Origin of the sequence: Sphingobacterium sp. UME9 (assembly GCF_014170215.1) — a bacterium.
In the GTDB taxonomy this organism is placed as follows: domain Bacteria; phylum Bacteroidota; class Bacteroidia; order Sphingobacteriales; family Sphingobacteriaceae; genus Sphingobacterium; species Sphingobacterium paramultivorum.
The window spans coordinates 152,328-171,670 of record NZ_LZZP01000013.1 but is presented as its reverse complement, the minus strand read 5'-3'; the positions used below and the strand labels follow the sequence as shown (position 1 = coordinate 171,670).

Genomic DNA, 19,343 nt, shown 5'->3' with positions numbered 1-19,343 from the left:
ATTTTTCGCTAATACCAACATTCCATCATTCGAGGATAGGTCTACGAATGTAGGTAATCTGTTCATCAGGTTCTAAAATCGTATTTTCCAATGTGATAAAGCCCTTATATTTTTCCTTTAGCGCCTGATAGAGACGTCCATCATAAGAAACAGCAAATCGCCCATCGGCTTTGAGATAAACCGGCAAATGTCGATTGCCCACGTCGAAGCAGAACTCACCCACAACAGATAGATTCTGACTATCCAACAATACACAAAGACAAGGTAAAATGTTGACCTGGATAAATAAATCACCGCGATGATAAATACACTGCCCTGAACGCAATGCGCTGCTATCATCACGCTGTATGCGCACTAGATTACCCTTTCTTGTTTTCCGCTGGATAACGCGCTTATTTACTTCATAATAGGAAAGATCCAAAATATCTGAATCGCGGCCCAGCTTCAATTTGTCAAAATCAGGGATAACATCAATCCATATCTCGTCGTGCAGGTTTCCCTTATGCATAGTTAGTTCCTTCCACCACTACAGCATCCACCAACTCCCGCTTACTTTTTCGACGAGGTTTTCTGTGTTCAATGACGGTGATTTCCTGCGCCTTCGATTTCTCATCTTCGGCTATAGCTTCAACTGTTGTGTCTTCCTTCTTTTCAGAAAGCTTATGTTGTGTAAAATCCCAACACAATTGCCCCAACATATGTAAAAAGTCATAAAGCAACTCTCCATCAGTACCCAAAGCACGTAGGATAACCACATCTTTTGAAGCCTGCGTAAAGCCGTAAGAGATGTCATTGTATTCAACAGTTAGGATTTCATCCAATTCATATTTTAATTCTTGCGCAAAAAGAGCCGAGAACACAAAAGTTGCCTGATGGGTGTATCCCTCAAAAAATAACATCTTCTGTATCGGCTGACTTTTGGGACGCAAAAGCTGATTGTCAATAAAGGACAGTTTACCTTGTCTAAAAATCTTGGTTTGGGTATGCAGGCTACCAAACTCAAAAGCTTCTTTCATGTGGATTCTTCCCACACTAATAATGTCCCCCCACATCAAAACTGCATCTTCAGCCAAGTGAATATGATTGCTTGCCTTAAAAATAGAATCCTTAAACGGCGTTACTGGATGTGGAATGTAATGAAACAGGCCTCCGGCATCCACATGCACGTCCGTATGTTGTCTTGCTCCGGTTTTCATGGGATGAAGCTTATTGAATGACTGTGTAAAAAGTTTCAATTGTGCATCTTTTTTCACATGAACATCAATGTGCAAATAATCCGTATCCATAATACCAGGCGATGCACTCATGATGATCATTTCCAAATGATTGGTCAATCCTGACGCGCCATAATGCGTTAGTTTATAAGGTGCATTATGATAACTTTCCTTCAATCTACTTCTGCCGTCCTCTTTGGCAACATTTAATACGATTTTGCTATCCATATACGATAAATTTTAACCTACGGGCTCCAACAAAGCATACTTTTTGATCCATGATTTCACATCTTCTAAACCTTCTAAAGTCATTAAGTTTGTAAAAATAAATGGTCGTTCACCGCGCATGCGGATTGTATCCTGGCGCATAACTTCCAAGTCGGCATTTACATAAGGAGCAAGGTCTATTTTATTGATCAACAACAAATCCGAGCGCGTAATACCTGGTCCACCTTTACGTGGCATTTTCTCGCCTTCAGCAACATCGAGAACAAATATGGTCAAATCGGCTAGATCCGGACTAAAAGTCGCCGTCAGGTTATCGCCCCCACTTTCAACAAAAATTAGTTCCACATCCGCAAAACGATTCGCTAATTCTTCTACAGCTTCAATGTTCATCGAAGCATCTTCACGGATTGCCGTATGCGGACAACCTCCTGTTTCAACACCAATAATACGTTCAGCGGGCAGTGCCGAATTCTGTTGTAGATACATAGCGTCCTCACGCGTATAAATATCATTTGTTACGACACAGATACTATAATCTGCCGACATCGAACGTGTCAACCGTTCAATAAGTGCCGTCTTGCCAGAGCCCACAGGACCAGCAACACCAATTTTCACGTAATTTCTCTTAGACATCTTTTATTTCAGTTATTTTTACGAAATGTAAATTCTCGTGTATAATTTTTCATGTTGCATGCATCGAATATCCTGAGCGATACAACAATTTCCAATCAGATCATCATCCAGTTCGGGCTGTAATCCGACCAATTTATTAATCAAGGGCTGTAGTTTAAACAAAATCTGCTGTGCATCCATTTGGCTAATTGGAACCAGTTTGGCACAATTCGTCATAATACCATTCAAAGAATTATAATAAAAAGCACTCAGTGCGTCTGCATAACTAATTTCCTGCGCATGGGCAAACATGGCAAATGCCATCGCATAGTGACCATGCAATTCTTGCGCATTTATCGCCTTTAGATAAGCCGAACAACGCTTGACCGGTTTTAACTTTTCTGTCAATTTTAAAAACCGTATTCCCAATTTCTTACTGGCATCCCGAATCTCATAAGGGGCTTTGAAAGCGGTTATCAATGCATCCAGTTCAGCGATCTTTTTCCTAGTTGCTCTTGATTCACACAATTGCCAGGCCTTATGAAAAAAAGCGGCATCGTTGTAATAGAAACTATGCTCCAATAAAGTCTGTGCATATTCTTTTGCAGTTTTAGCATCATGTACAATCTCTTTATTGATATAAGTTTCCAAGCCATAGGAATGTGTGAAGCCTCCAATCGGAAATACAGAATCATTAATCTGCATTAATGTCAACAATGGATTCATATGTAATCGTTATTAATTAAGTATTAGAGCCCATTGGCCAAGGTAATTTTGTGCTGGACTACGGCATACTGATGTATGCGTAACGTATGGGTTCTTTCAATCACCCGTAGTTCTTTCGTCGGCGTAAAACCTGCCCTTTCTAAGGTTTCCCAAAGGGGATTTTCATAGGCTGCAATAATTTCATGTGCAGCGTTGATGAAAACAGGGATATGTTTGTTGCCAATTTCGAGACATATCCGAGCCATATCCAAGAGGTTTTTAGGACGTACAACAAGGCAAGGACAGGGCAATATTCGAACAGCAATGCGCAGTTCCTTTGTTTCGAACAAAATATCACCGTCAAACAAGGATTCCGTCCCCAAATTTTTAAAGCCTATTTCACGGCCTTCAACAGTGAACCCTCGGATAATACGTCTTTCCGTATCAAACCATTCGAGTTCCAAAAAATCAAGTTCAACACCGTTCTGATCTGTGCTATCGGCCCAAATATTCCCCTTAATGTCTCTTGCTAACAACATAAATAACCAATTAGAATAAGAAGTACCGTTGGGCCATTGGAAGTTCCTTCAATGGTTCACAGGTCGCCAACACACCATCGACTGTTACTTCATAGGTTTCTGGATTAACGACGATATTTGGTGTTGCATGATTATGTACCATATCTTTTTTCATCACCGTACGACATCCCTCCACAGGCAGGCATTTACGTGACAAATTCAATTTTTGAATATTTCCGTTCTCCAAAGAAATTTTCGAAACGAAATTGAAGCATAGTTTTGAAACTGCTTTACCATAATTCCCAAACATTGGCCTATAAATGATTGGCTGTGGCGTCGGAATTGACGCATTGGCATCCCCCATTTTAGCGCCCAAAATCATACCGGCTTTGATGATCAACTCGGGTTTTACACCAAATAATTCTGGTTTCCAAAGGATCAAATCCGCATACTTTCCTTTTTCAATCGAACCAATATATTGGTCAATGCCATGTGCTTTAGCAGGGTTGATTGTAAATTTAGACACATAACGTTTGACACGGAAGTTATCATTTTCTTTGCCTTGATCTTCAGCTAAAGGGCCGCGTTGGATTTTCATCTTATGGGCGGTTTGGAATGTACGGGAAATGACCTCTCCCACACGTCCCATCGCTTGGCTATCCGAACTCATAATTGAAAATACGCCCATGTCTTGCAAAATATCCTCGGCAGCGATTGTCTGTGGACGGATACGTGAATCAGCAAATGCCACATCTTCTTTCACATTTTTATCCAAGTGATGGCAGACCATCAGCATGTCCAAGTGTTCTTCAGCAGTATTTACCGTAAAAGGTTTTGTTGGATTGGTAGATGCAGGGAGGATATTGGGATACATGGCGATCTTAATAATATCCGGAGCGTGTCCACCGCCGGCTCCTTCCGTGTGAAAAGTATGGATTACACGACCATCTATCGCAGCAACAGTATCTTCCAAGAAACCGGCCTCATTCAGTGTGTCGGTATGGATCGCAACTTGTACATCGTATTTATCAGCAACTTTCAATGCCGCATCAATTGTTGCCGGGGTCGCTCCCCAATCTTCATGGATTTTCACGCCCAGTGCACCAGCTTCAATTTGTTCTTCGATAGGTTTAGTGGTCGATACGTTACCTTTTCCGAAAAAACCAACATTGATAGGAAGGTTTTCAAAAGCTTCAAACATACGCTCGATATACCACTTTCCTGAAGTCACTGTCGTTGCCAGTGTTCCATCTGCTGGTCCCGCACCGCCGCCAATAAAAGTAGTTACACCAGAATATAGCGCTGTTTCAATCTGTTGCGGCGAGATAAAGTGAATGTGCGTATCAATACCGCCTGCAGTTAGGATATAGCCCGCTCCCCCATGAACTTCCGTAGAAGCACCGATGATCATGCCCTCGGTTACACCATCCTGTACATCTGGGTTTCCAGCTTTACCAATACCTACAATTTTACCATCCTTAATACCGATATCGCCTTTTACAATACCCCAGTGATCAATGATAATGACATTAGTGATGCAAAAATCCAACACACCCTCATCACGCAAGGCACGAGCAGATTGCCCCATACCATCACGAATAGTTTTACCGCCACCAAATTTGTTCTCTTCTCCGTAAACATTGAAATCTTTTTCAATTTCAATAAAAAGCTCTGTATCTGCCAGACGAACCTTATCTCCAGTGGTCGGTCCAAAAAGAGCGGCATATTTGTCTCTCGGGATATAAAGTTCCCCATCAACATATTTTACAGATGATTTATCTAAACCTAGTTTATCTAAACCAAGCGCATGTAGACCAACAGTAGTACCCAAAGTAGTGAGCCCTACAACTTTAATCCATTCGCGTCTATTCCATCCTCCCATATTTATTTAGATTGTCTGAATTTCAATTTTTTCATTTTATCAATGGCTTTGGTCTTCACCGATTGATCTGTATACTTCCCATTTGTCAATCCATTAAAACCGTGGATTTCCTTACTTCCGCCAAATTCAACCAGAACAACTGATTTTTGTTCCCCTGGTTCAAAACGAACAGCGGTGCTGGCTGGAATATTCAAGCGCATCCCAAACGCTTTCTCCCTGTCGAAGGAAAGCAACTTGTTCGCTTCAAAGAAATGATAGTGTGAACCTACCTGAATCGGTCGATCACCTTCATTTTTCACAACAATGCTTGTGGTTCTGTGCCCAACATTAGCTTTGATTTCCTCTTTTTTTAAAATGTATTCTCCTGGAATCATATCATTCAATATTTATTAACGAATAGGATCATGGACAGTCACCAATTTAGTTCCGTCCGGAAAAGTAACTTCGATCTGTACATCATGGATCATCTCGGGGACTCCTTCCATGACTTGGCTCCTCTTCAATAAGGTAGTACCATAAGACATTAAGTCCGCCACAGACCTTCCGTCCCTAGCCTCCTCCATAATCTGGGCACTGATGTAAGCGATACACTCTGGATAATTTAATTTTACCCCGCGTTTCAATCGCTTAGCCGCCAATTCGCCGGCCAAATGCAACAACAGCTTTTCTGTTTCTCTCGGTGTTAAACGCATAAAAAAATAATTATTTGTTAATTTGTTAAAGGAATTATTATAAAACTGGAATGGTAAAATATGCCCCAAAGGCTAAGCGGTTGTACTGACTCTTGGCCATATCCATATAGCCCTTATAGTTTACGGTGTTACCAACGTAACCTAAATAAAACCGAAGATCCTGGTTGTGAAACGGCTTATGTTGCAAAGCCGCAAAATAGGTCCAGTTTTGGCGAAAATTCTTACCGAGTTGATTATCATCTCTTGATCCCGCGATCTCATACCCACCTTTCAAAGCAACCTCCCATTTTTTACTCAAAAATTGATCATAGCGCAATATGGCAGAGCTGTAGTTCACATCTTTGGCCAATACACGGTTCTCGCCAGTTCTAACATAAAATTCGTTGATCGCCGAAGATGCAATCATCGCATGATCGACAGCAAGATAAGAGTACTGTAAATCAAGATATAGCATCTGTTTTGCTGTTTTGAATTTATTCGCTAATGAAACGGCATGATTAGTATGTCCCTTTGCAAACTGAGAGATGTTGTAAGACCATTTCGTATTAAAACGCTTATCCATAAATGCACCCACCCAAGTGAAATAGGCTCCCATTGGTACACTAGAGCGTTCCAAATCACCTACAGCAAAACCATTTTTTGCATGAAGCTCCATAAAACTATCATTGGTCGTGTTGTAAACTTGGGCATGTAACGAATGATTCGGGTTGACTTCATAAGATAACATTCCACCGACAACAAAGAGATTCAGTATACGGTCGACATAGTCTGTGAACTTATATTCGTAAATTGGGTTATTTTCAAATTCATAACTCCCGACCATCGCACTTTGCTTGCCGGCCGTAACGGACCATTTGAGATCCTTGCCAAACTTGTACTTGATCAATGCCATGTCCAAGGCTCTGGATCCATTATCCTGACTCGTTGGAGCAAATGACCGATTCAAGCGAAAACGTACTTTATACGACAGTCTATCATTGTATTCCCCGCTCATCAAAATACGGGCATCATCAAGGTTTGCTTTTGCTTGAGACGCCCCCTCCCCATTGTCCGTTTGCAGGCCTGCTCTTAACAGGACATCCAATTGAAATGATTTTGCTCGCGCGGGTTCTTTCAGTAACAAGCTGCTCCTTTGCGCCTGAACAGAGTCCGTTTGGATCTGCTCCTGCGCATGCAATGATGCTATGCCAATCCCCAGTGTTGTAAAAAGTGAAAGTGTTTTTTTCATCCTTATATTTTGTTCCTTTATGGTAACGAAGCAATCCCGCGGTTTCAAAACATAATTCGATTCGAAACAACAAGATAGATCCATGAGTTATACTTATCTCTGGTACAAGTATATCACAGCCACCTAAAAATGGAATAAGGATGAGATTAAAATGAAATTAGAAAGGAGTTTTTGGGATTGTAACAACGACCAAAGTGCCTTGACCTTCCGTTGAATTGAGGAACAATTCAGCACCATGGAGGTCAAAGATATTTTTGGCTAAAACAAGCCCCAAACCATTGCCATAGATGTCACCGACATTAGAAGCACGGTAAAAAGAGGTAAAAATATGTGGCTGGTCTTTTTTAGGAATACCTATCCCTTGGTCAAAAACTTTTATCGTAATATTTTTGCTATCGCTACTTATGGCTACGCCAACCTGCAGTCCATTGCCGTACTTAAATGCATTTGAAATAATATTGCTAAAGGCAATAAAAAACAGATCCGGGTTAGCCAAAACCGTAAGTTCATCACTATCTTCTGGAATTTCTGTTAGATCAAAAGAAAGCTTGAGGTCCTTATGAATACTTTTTTCGACTTTATAAATTTCATAGAGTAATTCGTCAATTCGAATAATTTCTTTATTGTCCACTTCCCCCTTGAAGCCCATGCGGGATAGTTGCAAAAGATTGTTGATAATCAACTCCATTTTATCCGCATATTTCGCGATCGTCTCCAGGGAATAATAAGCTTCATGCTCTTTAGACAGGAGCTGTTGTGCCAATTCGGCTTCTCCCCCGATAATTGTAAGCGGGGTCTTTAGCGAATGAGAGGCATTTCCGATAAAACTCTGTTGCGACTGAACCGAGATATCCAATCGGCTAAGCATTGAATTTAAGTTCGCAATCAAAACACCCAATTCATCTTTGCTATTACTAAATTTACTAAACAGGCGATGGTCTAAATGTGCGATATCAACTTTATCTAAATCATTGTTGATATCCTTAATGGGTTTCAATAATCGGTCAGCAAAGTAAAAAGACATCAGTACAATTAAAAAAATCGCCAAAATCCCACCTGTGATCAGGGTACGATCCAATTGACGCTGTTCATCATGGCCGTAATCATCAATACCTTCCGATACAACAATCAAATTTTCCTGGTGAAGATGATCTTGAAAGAATACCGCTACAAAGGCAGTCTTACCATGCATGTATCTTCCCTTTCCATGACGAATTACATCGGCATAGAATGTTTTTGGCATAGGCAGCTCAGGCCTCAATTGAACTCGATCACTTCCCTTAACAACACGAATGAGATGGTCTGTTCCTTCAGATAATTGTTTCAGGTATTTACGTTTTACCTGAATATAGAGTGCCCTATTTTCATCCTTCTGATGGACGATATGATCTCCGACAATCACGGCGTTCTCTTCTAGCCGATGAAAAAATTTGGTTTGTAGACTGTCGTACGTGAAATAAGACACATAAATGGCAAAAACAACAAGCAGCAGGGTGCTGATGATAGAAAATAGGAGAACTATTTTGGTCCTAATTTTCATGACGGATTACATAGCCCATCCCAATCACTGTATGGATAAGTTTACGTGAAAATTGTTTATCGATCTTTTTGCGCAAGTAATTTACATACACGTCAACAACATTGGTACTTAAGTCAACATCCATACCCCATACTTCTTCCAGGATATCGATCCGGCTCAATACCTTATTTCGGTTGAGCATTAAAAATTCAAGTAAACGAAATTCAGTAGCTGTGAGAATAATAGGAGAATTGGCACGTTGAACCGATTTACTGTCTCTATCCAATTGAAGATCGTCAAATACCAATATATTTTTCTGCTCGGTAATGGTTTTGGATTTGCGGCTATAGCGACTGATTCGAGCTTTTAATTCCTCTAAACGGAACGGCTTTGTCAAGTAATCATCCGCATCCCTGTCAAAGGCCTCGACAATGTCCTCCGTTTGATTTAATGCCGTTAAGATAATAATTGGGACTTCGTTGTTGGACATCCGAATGTTTTTACAGACATCTAAGCCATTCATACCAGGCAACATCACATCCAATAGGATCAGGTCATAACGGTTCAATCCCGCCATTTTTAGACCAGTATAACCATCCATAGCAATACTAATATGATAGCCTTCTTCTTTTAAGCCTCTTTCGATCAATGATATGACCGATGGTTCATCCTCTATTAGTAATAGTTCCACAGGTATCTTTTTTAAACAGTAAAAAATTCGAGGTTTGTAAAATACAAAATTAACATTTCACCTTTTTCCAAAAAGCGACATTCCTTAATTATTTTCGCTTTTTCTTGACGATTATATGATAATAACCTATAAAACAAGTAAAAAAACACATAGAACCCAAGAGCGCTATCTTAACCGCCGTCCTTATAACCATTTATTTCACTTGGTATAGAAATAGTCCACAACGCAAGATCTTTACTCAAAAGATAGGACTATTTCAAGCACCTGAATCTGAAGTACAGACCAAAAATCGGTTTTAAACAACCAAATACAATAATATCTATTTTTGAAAGAATTTCCACAAACAACGAAAGATTATTTCAAAAATCAATCGAATTTCAATATTTTTGCAGCTTAAAATCACACAATGAAACAATTTATCCTTTGTTTACAGTTGGCGTTTTTACTCCTTATCGGACAAGGACACGCTCAGCAAAAGCTATATAAAATTTCATATCAATTTGCTGATCCTGAAACGGGAACAGATACCGCATCTTCAGAATTCATCAAAATATTGGCTGGAAATAATGAAGCATTAATGCAGGCCTTCATCACCAAAGACCAGATGCGAATTGAAAGTTTATTATTCGGAAAATCGATACAGATCAGCAATATCCACGAAGGCAGCTCTTTTCTACTGGATGAAATAAATAAAACCTATACTGCAACAGAGCTGGCCACCGGCAAACTCATTGAGACTGCCGTAAACGAGGGTGATAATTATGCCTATTCGGGAGATTTTGAGATCAGCTTAGTTCCCGATCAAAAGAAAATAATTGCAGGAATCACCTGCGAAAAAGCAACATTCAATCTAACAGGGAGCCAAGATCCACAAACGGAAATTACCGTTTGGTATGCACCAAAATTACCAAAGTTATACTGGGGTACTTACGATTATCTCGAAAAAGTGCCGGGGGCAGCGCTCTATATCGGATCGGCCGGGCTCGGAATTCAAGCGACCAAGGTAGAAGAAATAACATTCGACAAATCACTCTTTGAAATTCCGGCGGATTATGAAGAAGGTGAACCTATTGAAGAAGCTGTAGATTCCACGCTAAACGACCATTTATCTTGGTATCAAGATTCCAATACAGCATATTTTGGTGTACAGGACAGTTTAGGAAACAAATTAACACCAGCAAAGTATACGGCAATATATAGCTATGTAGGAGACTATGCCATCGTAAATGATGCAGCACAAATGTTTGGCTTAATAGACATACACGGCAAAGAAGTTATTCCATGTCAATATGAATCGCTCAGCTTAGAAACCGAAGGCGGTCCAGTAGTTTATATGAGAGATCTTAAGTATGGACTGTTGGATACAAACGGTAAAATATTGCTGCAGGCCAAATATGACTTTATTTCAGTTCCTAGCCCAGAATATGCACTTTTTACGGAAGGAGAACATACGGGTATCATGGATCAAAAAGGCGCTGTTTTACTTCCTGCCAAATATGAAACCATTTCGGATTATCGCGATAACCTCGCGTTAATTCTAGTCAACCAATCCTACCAGCTTATTAATAAAACGGGGCATAATCAACTTAAAACGGATTATGAGTTCCTATCGTTTGCTGGTGAAAGACTTCTACTGGCATTTAATGACAATAAATATGGGTACATTGATTACACAGGAAAAGTCGTTGTTCCATTTAAATTACAAAATGCCCAAGCTTTTGAAAACGGGCTAGCGCTTGTAACGGAGGATCTAGAGAATTTTTACTATATTGACGCAAAAGGGAAGTTTATCAAGAAATATGAAGAGTAATCCACAGACATTCCACTTGTCGACATTGCATCGTGGAAAATACATGTTAATCTTGCTGATTTCAATCTTTTTGATCGGCATGGGAATGTCTAAAGTTCCCATACAGGAAATTCTCAAGATTATTATTGCTCTTTTAATGATTCCTTTAGCACTGTATCTGGCCATAAAGTCTTCGACTTTGTCATCGACTTGGGTCTTGGATGAAAATACACTTCAGATAAGTAACGCTAAAAAAACAATCGTTTTCCCTTTGAATAATATTTCTCATATCAGGAATCTCAAACGTTCCGGCGGAAACCTGATCATTATCAACCAAAACAAAGGTCCAGCCTTCCGTACCTGGCGCAACAAATTATTTCAAAAGGAAGATGATCTTCCCCTGCTAACGGAAGCCCTAAAGGACGCTGACATCGAATATTACGACCTATAAATTCTTTCTTCCTTCGGTAACATTTGTTACAGGCTTTTGCAAAGGCAGTATGTACCTTTGTAACATCACTTAAGAACATTGTTATGCTATTGGAATACATCAAACAACCATGGCCCTGGTATATTTCAGGACCTTTAATTGCACTGGTCATGTACCTGCTGCTCAAACAGGGAAAGGATTTTGGCATGTCCAATAATCTGCGCACCATGTGTACTGTATTAGGGGCCGGAAAGACTTCCTCTTTTTTCAGATTCGATTGGAAGACCCAGTCATGGAATTTATTGGTAGTACTCGGGACAGCTATTGGCGGTTTTATTGCACATAATTTTTTGAGCGACGGCACTGCAAGCCAGATTAATTCCAAAAGTGTTGCCGACTTAAAAGAGCTGGGTATTATCGACCATCTACAAGGCTACCTTCCTGAATCCATTTTCGTTTTCGACGGATCTTTGTTTCAGTTTCTACTTTTAAGTATTGGCGGTGTATTGATTGGATTTGGAACACGCTATGCTGGTGGATGTTCATCAGGCCATGCTATTTCTGGACTTAGCAATTTTCAGCTTCCTTCTTTGATCGCCGTTATAGGTTTCTTCCTAGGTGGGATCATTATGGTTCATTTTTTATTCCCGCTAATTTTCGCATAAATGAAAGCATTAAAATTTATTTTCATCGGTATATTGTTTGGCATCATCGTATACAAATCGGAAGCCGCATCATGGTATAGAATCTACGAAATGTTTCAATTTCGTTCCTTTCATATGTATGGGATTATCGGTACAGCACTGACCACAGCAATTATAATCGTACAAATCATCAAGAGAAAACAAATCAAAGATAGTAACGGGATGCAAATAGCATTCTATGACAAAGACAAAAGTATTACACGATACCTGCTCGGAGGAACAATCTTTGGCTTAGGATGGGCATTGACAGGCGCTTGCCCAGGACCAATGTTTGCCCTAATCGGTGCTGGTTATTGGACTCTAGGAATCGTCCTTCTTTTCGCTTTGTTGGGTACTTGGCTTTATGGTGTCTTGCGCAATAAGTTGCCGCACTAGTTTTAACTAGCTGCTTTACAGTAAATTAATCACATATCCGAAATCTGACTGACGCCTGTACCACTAGTTAAAATTTTAGAAAGAGAAAATGGAATTAATATTTATAGCTGGTTTTATATTAGCTGTTCTGGTCGGTCTATCAATGGGTTTGATGGGTAGCGGCGGAAGTATTCTAACATTGCCAATATTTGTTTATATTTTTCATATAGAACCTCAATATGCATTGGACTATTCGCTGTTTTCTATAGGAATATTAGCCTTGGTCGGATCAATTTCTCCGTTGAAAAAAAGAGAAATTGACCTGAAAACTACGGCCATTTTTCTCTTTCCATCGCTAATTTCGGTCTATTTGACCAAGCGTTATCTCCTTGTAGCCATACCAGAGTCATTCCACCTTGGCGAGATAGCGATCTCCAGAAACCATATCATCATGCTGCTTTTCTCGATTGTGATTCTGATTTCTGCGACAGCAATGGTACGAAGACGTAAACAGGTTCAGCACGATCGATTCAGAGGTGGAATTGGCCAGATTTTCAACGTTGTCCTCGTCGGATTGCTCGTCGGTATCATGACTGGCCTGGTGGGTGCAGGAGGAGGCTTTATCATTGTGCCGGCCCTCGTATTACTCTTAGGAATTCCACTTAAGCAGGCCATTGCCACCTCGTTGTTTATCATCGGTTTAAACGCCTCATTCGGTTTGATCGCGAATTATCAGTTCCTGGAACATATGAATTGGTTTATATTGGTTACCTTTACGTTAATCACTTTAATAGGCCTCCAAATTGGTTCCAAATGGAAAGACAAATTAGATGCGGCAAAATTGAAAGGTATTTTTGGGTACTTTTTAATTAGTATCGGCATCCTAATCTTTGCTTTCGAATTCATTCAATTTGTAAATTATTAAAATCACACGTTATGTTTTTTCAACACATTTTTGAGTCATCTTTAGCACATTCGAGTTATATCATTGGTTGTCAAGCCAAGGGTGTAGCGCTAGTCATTGACCCTAAAAGAGATGTAGACAGCTATCTTGAGATTGCACAAAAGAATAATCTGACCATAACCCATATTGCGGAAACGCATATACATGCCGACTACCTTTCAGGTACGCTAGAATTAGCCGCATTGACAGGCGCCCAACCTTATCTTTCCGATGAAGGTGGAGAAGATTGGCAATATGAATTTCCACATATTGGATTAAAACATGGAGATCAATTTCAAGTTGGAAATCTGATTTTCCAGGTTATCCATACCCCCGGACATACGCCCGAGAGTATCAGTTTTATATTGATTGATACGCCTGCAACCATGGAGCCTGTCATGATATTTACAGGTGATTTTGTATTTGTTGGAGATATCGGACGCCCAGATCTGTTAGAAAATGCAGCGGGAATGATCGGAACCAAGGAAATTGGAGCCCACCAAATGTACCGATCGTTGCAACATTTCTTGGCTCTACCTGATCATATTCAAGTATGGCCTGCACACGGGGCCGGATCCGCTTGTGGAAAGGCGCTAGGCGCCGTTCCGAGTTCAACAGTTGGTTATGAAAAAATACGAAACTGGGCGCTTCAATACCAAAACAACGAAACAGCCTTCGTGGAAGAGCTATTATCAGGACAGCCCGAACCGCCACGCTATTTTGCCATGATGAAAAAACTCAACAAAATAGCACGGCCTTTGCAAACGGCAGTTCCTCAGTACAACAAGTTAACGAACGAAACTTTTCTGGGTTTATACCACAAAGGAACAACTGTCATTGATACACGCCATAAGTTTGAGTTTGCCAAAGGATATCTCCCCAATAGCATCAATATTCAGAATAACAAAACGTTTAATACCTGGGCTGGTTGGATCCTTAATTACACGGATCCTTTTATACTCATTGTAGAGGAAAGCCAATTGGACGACATTGCCCGCAAGCTTATGCGCATTGGATTGGATCATGTCGCTGGATATGTTACGCCTGATACGATTCCTCATTTGGGGATTCCATTGGAACATCAGCAACTGATCGGTTTCGAAGAGATGAATAGTGTATTGGGCAAATCCGACATCCAAATACTTGATGTGCGTAATGCCGCTGAGTTTTCAGAGGGCCATTTACCGCATGCGACTCATATCTTTGTTGGTACAATTGCAGACAATCTGAACCAAATTGACCGAAATAAACAGCTATACCTGCATTGTCAGTCCGGAGACCGAGCAACCATAGCGGCATCCATATTGGCGAAAAATGGTATTAAGGACGTCAAAATTTATAGTCCTTCCATCAATGAATGGAAATTAAAGGGTGGAACATTGGTACAATAACATATACAAAAAGATCCCAGGGGAAATATTCCTGGGATCTTTTTTTAAAGAACCAAGCTATACGATCGAACTTTAGCTGCCAGTGCATTCAATATAGAGCAACTCAGCTCGGCAGTATGTTTCGTTTATAGACTATTTCTATTGATCCGCAAGAATTCGATAATCTCATCCTTCTTCTCTTCCATCTTGCCTTTCTTTTCCGTAAATTGATGATTATAGATGGTCAGGTACTGATGGTCGTCCGTTTCAGATTCATATAATTCGGCAGTGGCAAAAGAGAAATGCTCTTCTTCATCCGAAAGATGGTCATACACATAGGCAAAATCATGATTACCCAAGGAGCTTACTACAGCATCTTTATCCGCTACGAATTTTAACCTTCCCGGCAATGTCCGCTTATTCATCCATGCTTCGTCTTTTTCAGAAAAAGGATAAATAGTAATACCCCTGAATGCCATAATAATTGGGGTAATCAGAATAATACCCATTTCAATCGCCCACACGGCCCACAACATACCGCCCGAAACCGGACTCTTTTTCAAGGTAAAAGTGCCGACTTCATTTAAACCCTGCATCGCTTCCCAAATAAATGAAGGGTGTAAGAAAAACGCCTTGAACCCCTCCAGATTAAAAGACGATTTTACCCAGGTATCTCCGCCCATTGTCCCCTCTGCATTGTACATCAGCGACACAAAAAGAGCCCACTGGGCATAAAAGCCTAAAATTGCAATCAGCAAAGTAATCAATATTGCAATGCCCTTATTTCTTAATTTCCATTGTTTGAAACAGAAGTTAAGAACATAGAATATTCCAGCACCAAATCCCAATGTAATAAATACATTAAAATAAATAATAGGAATAAACCATTGTAAGGCGATGTATACAATTGCCAATACAACGGCACTAATTGCACCTAAGACCAGAGAGCCAATAAATGCCAACGCAGGAGCCTTTCCCGAGGGCTTATAATATAGATTTTCCATAAAAACAGTAAAATTGATTTTTAACTTAACAGATAAATCCCCTAACCAAAACCAAGCCAATTCTCCAAAGACCAGTCAATTTTCGTCAAGATTTGATGACATTAACTTCGTTACATTCGTTTAAGTGCCATTTATTGAGACAATTTTGTAAGTTTGGGACATGAAAATCAAAATAATATCCTTTTTTACACTTGCATGTGTATTAAATATTTGGGGGGCAGTAGCGAAGGCCCAAAGAAAAGGATTCTGGCAACAGAAAGTTGACTACAACATGGATGTCAACGTGGATGAAAAAGCATATCAGTACGATGGAAAAATGACCTTGAAGTACAGCAATAATTCAGGGCAGTCACTAAAAAAGGTATATTTCCATTTATATTTCAATGCTTTTCAACCAGGATCGATGATGGACTATCGATTAAAAAACATAAGTGACCCCGACAAGCGAATGGTCACTAACTTGGGTACAAAAGAAAAACCGGTATATCAAAGTCGCATCGGAGAACTGAAAGCCAATCAAACTGGTTACCAGAAAATTAAAACCCTAACGGTCAATGGTGCCAACACAACATTTAAAATTGATGGAACTATTTTGGAGGTAACTTTACCAGTTGCGATCCAAGATGGGGAAACAGCACGTTTTGATATGGAATGGACCGCACAAGTTCCGGAACAAATCAGAAGAACTGGCCGAAATTCGGCCGAGGGTGTAGCACTATCTATGGCGCAATGGTATCCGAAGATGGCTCAATTCGATGAATTCGGCTGGCATTTGGATGAATATACGGGCCGTGAATTTATTGCCCCTTTTGGCAACTTTGACGTTACCATACACCTCAATAAAAATTATGTCGTTGGTGCCTCTGGTGTTCTTCAAAATCCATCAGATGTTAAAGGCTATCAACCAAAAGCAAAAGTAAAAGCCGTCGACAATAAAGCAACGTGGCACTATAAGGCCCAAAATATCCATGATTTTGTATGGGCAGCAGACCCTAAATTTGTCGTGGATTCCGCTTCAAGTAAAAATGGTATAAAAGTGTATACCGTATTCTTGCCAACAGACAAAGAAGTGATCTCGAATTGGAAAACAGCAATAGGCCTTTCTACCGAATTCTTTGACTTCTGTAGTGTGAAGTTTGGTAAATATCCATGGCCAACTTATACCATCATTCAAGGTGGAGATGGCGGAATGGAATATGGTACAGCTACGCTTATCACAGGTGGCCGCAATCTAAAAAGCCTTGTCGGTGTAATATTCCATGAATCGGCACATTCTTGGTACCAACAATTATTTGGCATAAACGAAACCGTAGATGAATGGTTTGATGAAGGCTTCACATCCTATGTCGAGGAGTTGGCTATGCAGCATATCTTTGAAAAAAGAGGTGCCGTAGCATCTAACCCGCAAATTGCAGCCTACCGTGGATATTATAAATTGGCCCTTTCAGGTAAAGAAGAACCAATGAGTTTACTGGCAGATTATTATAACACCAACTATGGCTACAGCAACGAAGCGTACAACAAAGGTGCCGTGCTTGCAGAACAGTTGGGTTATATTATTGGTCAGGAAAATTTAGAAAAAACCTTCTTGAAATTTTATGACATCTGGAAGTTTAAACATCCGACACCAAATGATTTCAAACGCGTGGCTGAAGATGTTTCCGGTATCAATTTAAAATGGTATTTCAATCTGTTTATCAATACAACACGTCAAATCGATTACGCCGTTGAAAAAGTAACAGATACAGAAATCCTATTGGCCAATAAGTCCAATTTTGCCATGCCACTGGATGTTCTGGTAGAATACACCGATGGAAGCAAAGAATTATTTTATATCCCTTTGCGTGAAATGCGTGGAGAAAAACCAGAAGAGCATTTTGACATTTACAAAGGTGTTAAAAGAACCGTGCTTGAGGATTGGTTCTGGACCAAACCCGACTATACTATCCATGTGTCGAAAACACCAAAAACGGTAACAATTGATCCTTCATTGCGATTAGCGGATGTAGAATCGGCAAACAACAGTTTTAGTAAGTAACTACATATACTTCCCATTATCTGAACAGATGGGAAAATCAAGACAGCTTCCAAACCCAATATATACGACGCGGTTTGGAAGCTGTTTTTTAATTCCGTGGATTATATACTCTTAAGGGGAATAACCATATTCCATGTACGTTCAAATTGATAGGGCTCTGAACCATCCCCGGTTGCCGCAAACAAATGAGTAGGCTTCCCATTTTCAAATAGTAAAAACGGTCGTTCAAAATTGGCCTGATGACTCGTCGTGCCATCATCCCATTGAATTGTTTTAGAATAAGCTTTTACAGACTTCGAAAGATGCCAATCTATGCCATCCTTCGAATAAGCATGTATCCCGCCCCCCTCTTCACCGCAGATCTTTCCGTAACGGTCCTTCATAATAAGTTCAAACTGCTGACCGTTATACCAGACAAATGGATCTTCTACATCGTTTTCATGGTTTTGGTCCGTATGGAATGAAAAAATAGGCTTGTCCGATAAACGGCGATAAGGTCCGAGGAAAGAATCCGCTTGCGCGGCTCCCAATAAAAGTGGTGGATTATAATTTACGGGGGAAGATTTATACAGCAAATAAACCTTCCCGTTCGGTAAGACAACTGGCGAAGGATTTGATGTAATGGAGGCATCCCATTGACCTTTTCGGGGATTCAAAATCGGTTGATCAACTCTTTTCCATGGCCCTGCAATTGACTTGGAATAGGCCATCCCAATACGTTTATGCATCCAGGCTTTCTGGCCTAAGCCCGACTCCCATACGTTTTCTGTAAAAGAGGGATTTGGTTCGTCATAGTTATTGCCAAAGTAATAAAGCACATAATAGTCACCGTTTTTTACAATTCGAGGATTGTGTGTTGTACAGCCATCAAAATATTGCTTCCCTCGGGCAGGCAGTACAACTTCAACAAATTCGTACGGCCCTTCAGCGGTATCTGAAATAGCCCTGACGACTTCGGAGTTTGTCACCCAATTACCAAAGCCATATTGTTTGCTCCAACGCGAAGCAAACATATGATATCGTCCATCTTCTCCTTTTATGACCGATGGGTCCCAAATCCAGTAATCTTTCATCGCAAATCCTCCTCCTTTTGGCGCCGGTAATAACTTATCTATAAAGGAGTCTTCAAGACTATCCCCCCAAGCATATCCATGGTTTGAAAATATGAAGAAGCCAGAAACACCGGCTACATTTTTTAGAAAGTCTCGACGGGAGGTTTTCATACGTTTTACTTTTATTAGAAGAAAATAATTCGTTTTTTAATCTATTTGATAAGCTCCCATGAAATAATTTACACGAGCCTGATACCTATAGCTTTTCGATTTTTTCAGAAGGAAACTTTTGAATTCACTCCTCCTTCATCAGACATTAGGTGCTATATTGGTGCTTTCTACCAACAAATATTGACAACAAGATAAAGAA

General features: G+C 40.2%; 19 protein-coding genes and 1 pseudogene. 7 read left to right on the top strand and 13 right to left on the bottom strand.

The genetic code is table 11. From position 1 onward, the window contains the following. Positions 1-25: 25 nt before the first annotated feature. The 11 genes and pseudogenes from A9970_RS19740 to A9970_RS19690 all read right to left on the bottom strand — a co-directional run bounded on the left by A9970_RS19740 (position 26) and on the right by A9970_RS19690 (position 9,289). A complete protein-coding gene (locus tag A9970_RS19740) occupies positions 26-508 on the bottom strand; it encodes an urease accessory protein UreE (protein WP_153844878.1) in 483 nt (160 codons plus the stop codon). Next, entirely contained in the window at positions 501-1,442 is a 942-nt protein-coding gene (locus A9970_RS19735) for an urease accessory protein UreD (protein WP_088160018.1), read from the bottom strand. The genes A9970_RS19740 and A9970_RS19735 overlap by 8 nt, the downstream gene beginning before the upstream one ends. Before the next feature lie 12 nt (positions 1,443-1,454). Beyond that, a complete protein-coding gene (gene ureG / locus A9970_RS19730; protein ID WP_075990808.1) occupies positions 1,455-2,075 on the bottom strand; it encodes an urease accessory protein UreG in 621 nt (206 codons plus the stop codon). An 18-nt stretch (positions 2,076-2,093) separates the two neighbouring features. Further along, a complete protein-coding gene (locus A9970_RS19725) occupies positions 2,094-2,780 on the bottom strand; it encodes an urease accessory protein UreF (RefSeq protein ID WP_153844876.1) in 687 nt (228 codons plus the stop codon). 23 nt (positions 2,781-2,803) lie between these two features. Beyond that, positions 2,804-3,298, bottom strand: coding sequence for an urease accessory protein UreE (locus tag A9970_RS19720; protein ID WP_153844875.1), 495 nt, complete (start codon positions 3,296-3,298; stop codon positions 2,804-2,806). 10 nt (positions 3,299-3,308) lie between these two features. Continuing rightward, the gene (gene ureC / locus A9970_RS19715; RefSeq protein ID WP_088160014.1) at positions 3,309-5,159 is read right to left on the bottom strand and encodes an urease subunit alpha; all 1,851 of its coding nucleotides are present in this window, start codon (positions 5,157-5,159) and stop codon (positions 3,309-3,311) included. A gap of 77 nt (positions 5,160-5,236) precedes the next feature. Then, positions 5,237-5,533: pseudogene (gene ureB / locus A9970_RS19710) on the bottom strand (urease subunit beta); the annotation flags it as partial. A 15-nt stretch (positions 5,534-5,548) separates the two neighbouring features. Then, entirely contained in the window at positions 5,549-5,851 is a 303-nt protein-coding gene (ureA, locus tag A9970_RS19705; RefSeq protein ID WP_046674789.1) for an urease subunit gamma, read from the bottom strand. A gap of 37 nt (positions 5,852-5,888) precedes the next feature. Then, on the bottom strand, positions 5,889-7,079 hold the full coding sequence (locus tag A9970_RS19700; RefSeq protein WP_182983436.1) for a porin: 1,191 nt from the start codon (positions 7,077-7,079) through the stop codon (positions 5,889-5,891). A gap of 157 nt (positions 7,080-7,236) precedes the next feature. Continuing rightward, the gene (locus tag A9970_RS19695) at positions 7,237-8,619 is read right to left on the bottom strand and encodes a cell wall metabolism sensor histidine kinase WalK (RefSeq protein WP_182983435.1); all 1,383 of its coding nucleotides are present in this window, start codon (positions 8,617-8,619) and stop codon (positions 7,237-7,239) included. Continuing rightward, entirely contained in the window at positions 8,609-9,289 is a 681-nt protein-coding gene (locus tag A9970_RS19690; protein ID WP_088160011.1) for a response regulator transcription factor, read from the bottom strand. Before A9970_RS19690 ends, A9970_RS19695 begins: the two co-directional genes overlap by 11 nt. Positions 9,290-9,695: 406 nt before the next feature. On the opposite strand from A9970_RS19690, the gene A9970_RS19685 reads away from it, so the two are divergent. The 6 genes from A9970_RS19685 to A9970_RS19660 all read left to right on the top strand — a co-directional run bounded on the left by A9970_RS19685 (position 9,696) and on the right by A9970_RS19660 (position 14,900). Further along, positions 9,696-11,099 (top strand): WG repeat-containing protein, encoded by a 1,404-nt coding sequence (locus tag A9970_RS19685; protein ID WP_182983434.1) that lies wholly within the window; start codon positions 9,696-9,698, stop codon positions 11,097-11,099. Further along, entirely contained in the window at positions 11,089-11,529 is a 441-nt protein-coding gene (locus tag A9970_RS19680) for a hypothetical protein (protein WP_083663466.1), read from the top strand. Before A9970_RS19685 ends, A9970_RS19680 begins: the two co-directional genes overlap by 11 nt. Before the next feature lie 83 nt (positions 11,530-11,612). Continuing rightward, on the top strand, positions 11,613-12,173 hold the full coding sequence (locus tag A9970_RS19675) for a YeeE/YedE family protein (protein ID WP_220801666.1): 561 nt from the start codon (positions 11,613-11,615) through the stop codon (positions 12,171-12,173). After that, the gene (locus tag A9970_RS19670; protein ID WP_182983433.1) at positions 12,174-12,587 is read left to right on the top strand and encodes a DUF6691 family protein; all 414 of its coding nucleotides are present in this window, start codon (positions 12,174-12,176) and stop codon (positions 12,585-12,587) included. 88 nt (positions 12,588-12,675) lie between these two features. Next, positions 12,676-13,491 (top strand): sulfite exporter TauE/SafE family protein, encoded by an 816-nt coding sequence (locus tag A9970_RS19665; protein WP_075990799.1) that lies wholly within the window; start codon positions 12,676-12,678, stop codon positions 13,489-13,491. An 11-nt stretch (positions 13,492-13,502) separates the two neighbouring features. After that, positions 13,503-14,900: a rhodanese-like domain-containing protein gene (locus tag A9970_RS19660; protein ID WP_182983432.1), complete on the top strand. Its 1,398-nt coding sequence runs from the start codon at positions 13,503-13,505 to the stop codon at positions 14,898-14,900. Positions 14,901-15,025: 125 nt separating this feature from the next. Here A9970_RS19660 and A9970_RS19655 read toward each other — a convergent pair whose 3' ends face one another. Then, positions 15,026-15,883, bottom strand: a complete 858-nt coding sequence (locus A9970_RS19655) for a hypothetical protein (protein WP_182983431.1) — start codon at positions 15,881-15,883, stop codon at positions 15,026-15,028. A gap of 160 nt (positions 15,884-16,043) precedes the next feature. Between A9970_RS19655 and A9970_RS19650 the strand changes: the two genes are divergently transcribed. Then, on the top strand, positions 16,044-17,921 hold the full coding sequence (locus A9970_RS19650) for a M1 family metallopeptidase (protein ID WP_182983430.1): 1,878 nt from the start codon (positions 16,044-16,046) through the stop codon (positions 17,919-17,921). A gap of 101 nt (positions 17,922-18,022) precedes the next feature. Here A9970_RS19650 and A9970_RS19645 read toward each other — a convergent pair whose 3' ends face one another. Further along, positions 18,023-19,144 carry a glycoside hydrolase family protein gene (locus A9970_RS19645; RefSeq protein ID WP_220801665.1) on the bottom strand — a complete coding sequence of 374 codons (1,122 nt, stop codon included), beginning with the start codon at positions 19,142-19,144 and terminating at the stop codon, positions 18,023-18,025. Positions 19,145-19,343: the final 199 nt, after the last annotated feature.

Bases quoted from the DNA above. Each gene is read 5' to 3' on its own strand.
- A9970_RS19665 (WP_075990799.1), top strand. From the start codon at position 12,676: ATGGAATTAATATTTATAGCTGGTTTTATATTAGCTGTTCTGGTCGGT.
- A9970_RS19670 (WP_182983433.1), top strand. From the start codon at position 12,174: ATGAAAGCATTAAAATTTATTTTCATCGGTATATTGTTTGGCATCATC.
- A9970_RS19660 (WP_182983432.1), top strand. From the start codon at position 13,503: ATGTTTTTTCAACACATTTTTGAGTCATCTTTAGCACATTCGAGTTAT.
- A9970_RS19720 (WP_153844875.1), bottom strand. From the start codon at position 3,298: ATGTTGTTAGCAAGAGACATTAAGGGGAATATTTGGGCCGATAGCACA.
- A9970_RS19655 (WP_182983431.1), bottom strand. From the start codon at position 15,883: ATGGAAAATCTATATTATAAGCCCTCGGGAAAGGCTCCTGCGTTGGCA.
- A9970_RS19650 (WP_182983430.1), top strand. From the start codon at position 16,044: ATGAAAATCAAAATAATATCCTTTTTTACACTTGCATGTGTATTAAAT.
- A9970_RS19675 (WP_220801666.1), top strand. From the start codon at position 11,613: ATGCTATTGGAATACATCAAACAACCATGGCCCTGGTATATTTCAGGA.
- ureC (WP_088160014.1), bottom strand. From the start codon at position 5,159: ATGGGAGGATGGAATAGACGCGAATGGATTAAAGTTGTAGGGCTCACT.
- A9970_RS19700 (WP_182983436.1), bottom strand. From the start codon at position 7,079: ATGAAAAAAACACTTTCACTTTTTACAACACTGGGGATTGGCATAGCA.
- A9970_RS19685 (WP_182983434.1), top strand. From the start codon at position 9,696: ATGAAACAATTTATCCTTTGTTTACAGTTGGCGTTTTTACTCCTTATC.
- A9970_RS19735 (WP_088160018.1), bottom strand. From the start codon at position 1,442: ATGGATAGCAAAATCGTATTAAATGTTGCCAAAGAGGACGGCAGAAGT.
- A9970_RS19645 (WP_220801665.1), bottom strand. From the start codon at position 19,144: ATGAAAACCTCCCGTCGAGACTTTCTAAAAAATGTAGCCGGTGTTTCT.
- A9970_RS19725 (WP_153844876.1), bottom strand. From the start codon at position 2,780: ATGAATCCATTGTTGACATTAATGCAGATTAATGATTCTGTATTTCCG.
- A9970_RS19740 (WP_153844878.1), bottom strand. From the start codon at position 508: ATGCATAAGGGAAACCTGCACGACGAGATATGGATTGATGTTATCCCT.
- ureG (WP_075990808.1), bottom strand. From the start codon at position 2,075: ATGTCTAAGAGAAATTACGTGAAAATTGGTGTTGCTGGTCCTGTGGGC.
- A9970_RS19680 (WP_083663466.1), top strand. From the start codon at position 11,089: ATGAAGAGTAATCCACAGACATTCCACTTGTCGACATTGCATCGTGGA.
- ureA (WP_046674789.1), bottom strand. From the start codon at position 5,851: ATGCGTTTAACACCGAGAGAAACAGAAAAGCTGTTGTTGCATTTGGCC.
- A9970_RS19695 (WP_182983435.1), bottom strand. From the start codon at position 8,619: ATGAAAATTAGGACCAAAATAGTTCTCCTATTTTCTATCATCAGCACC.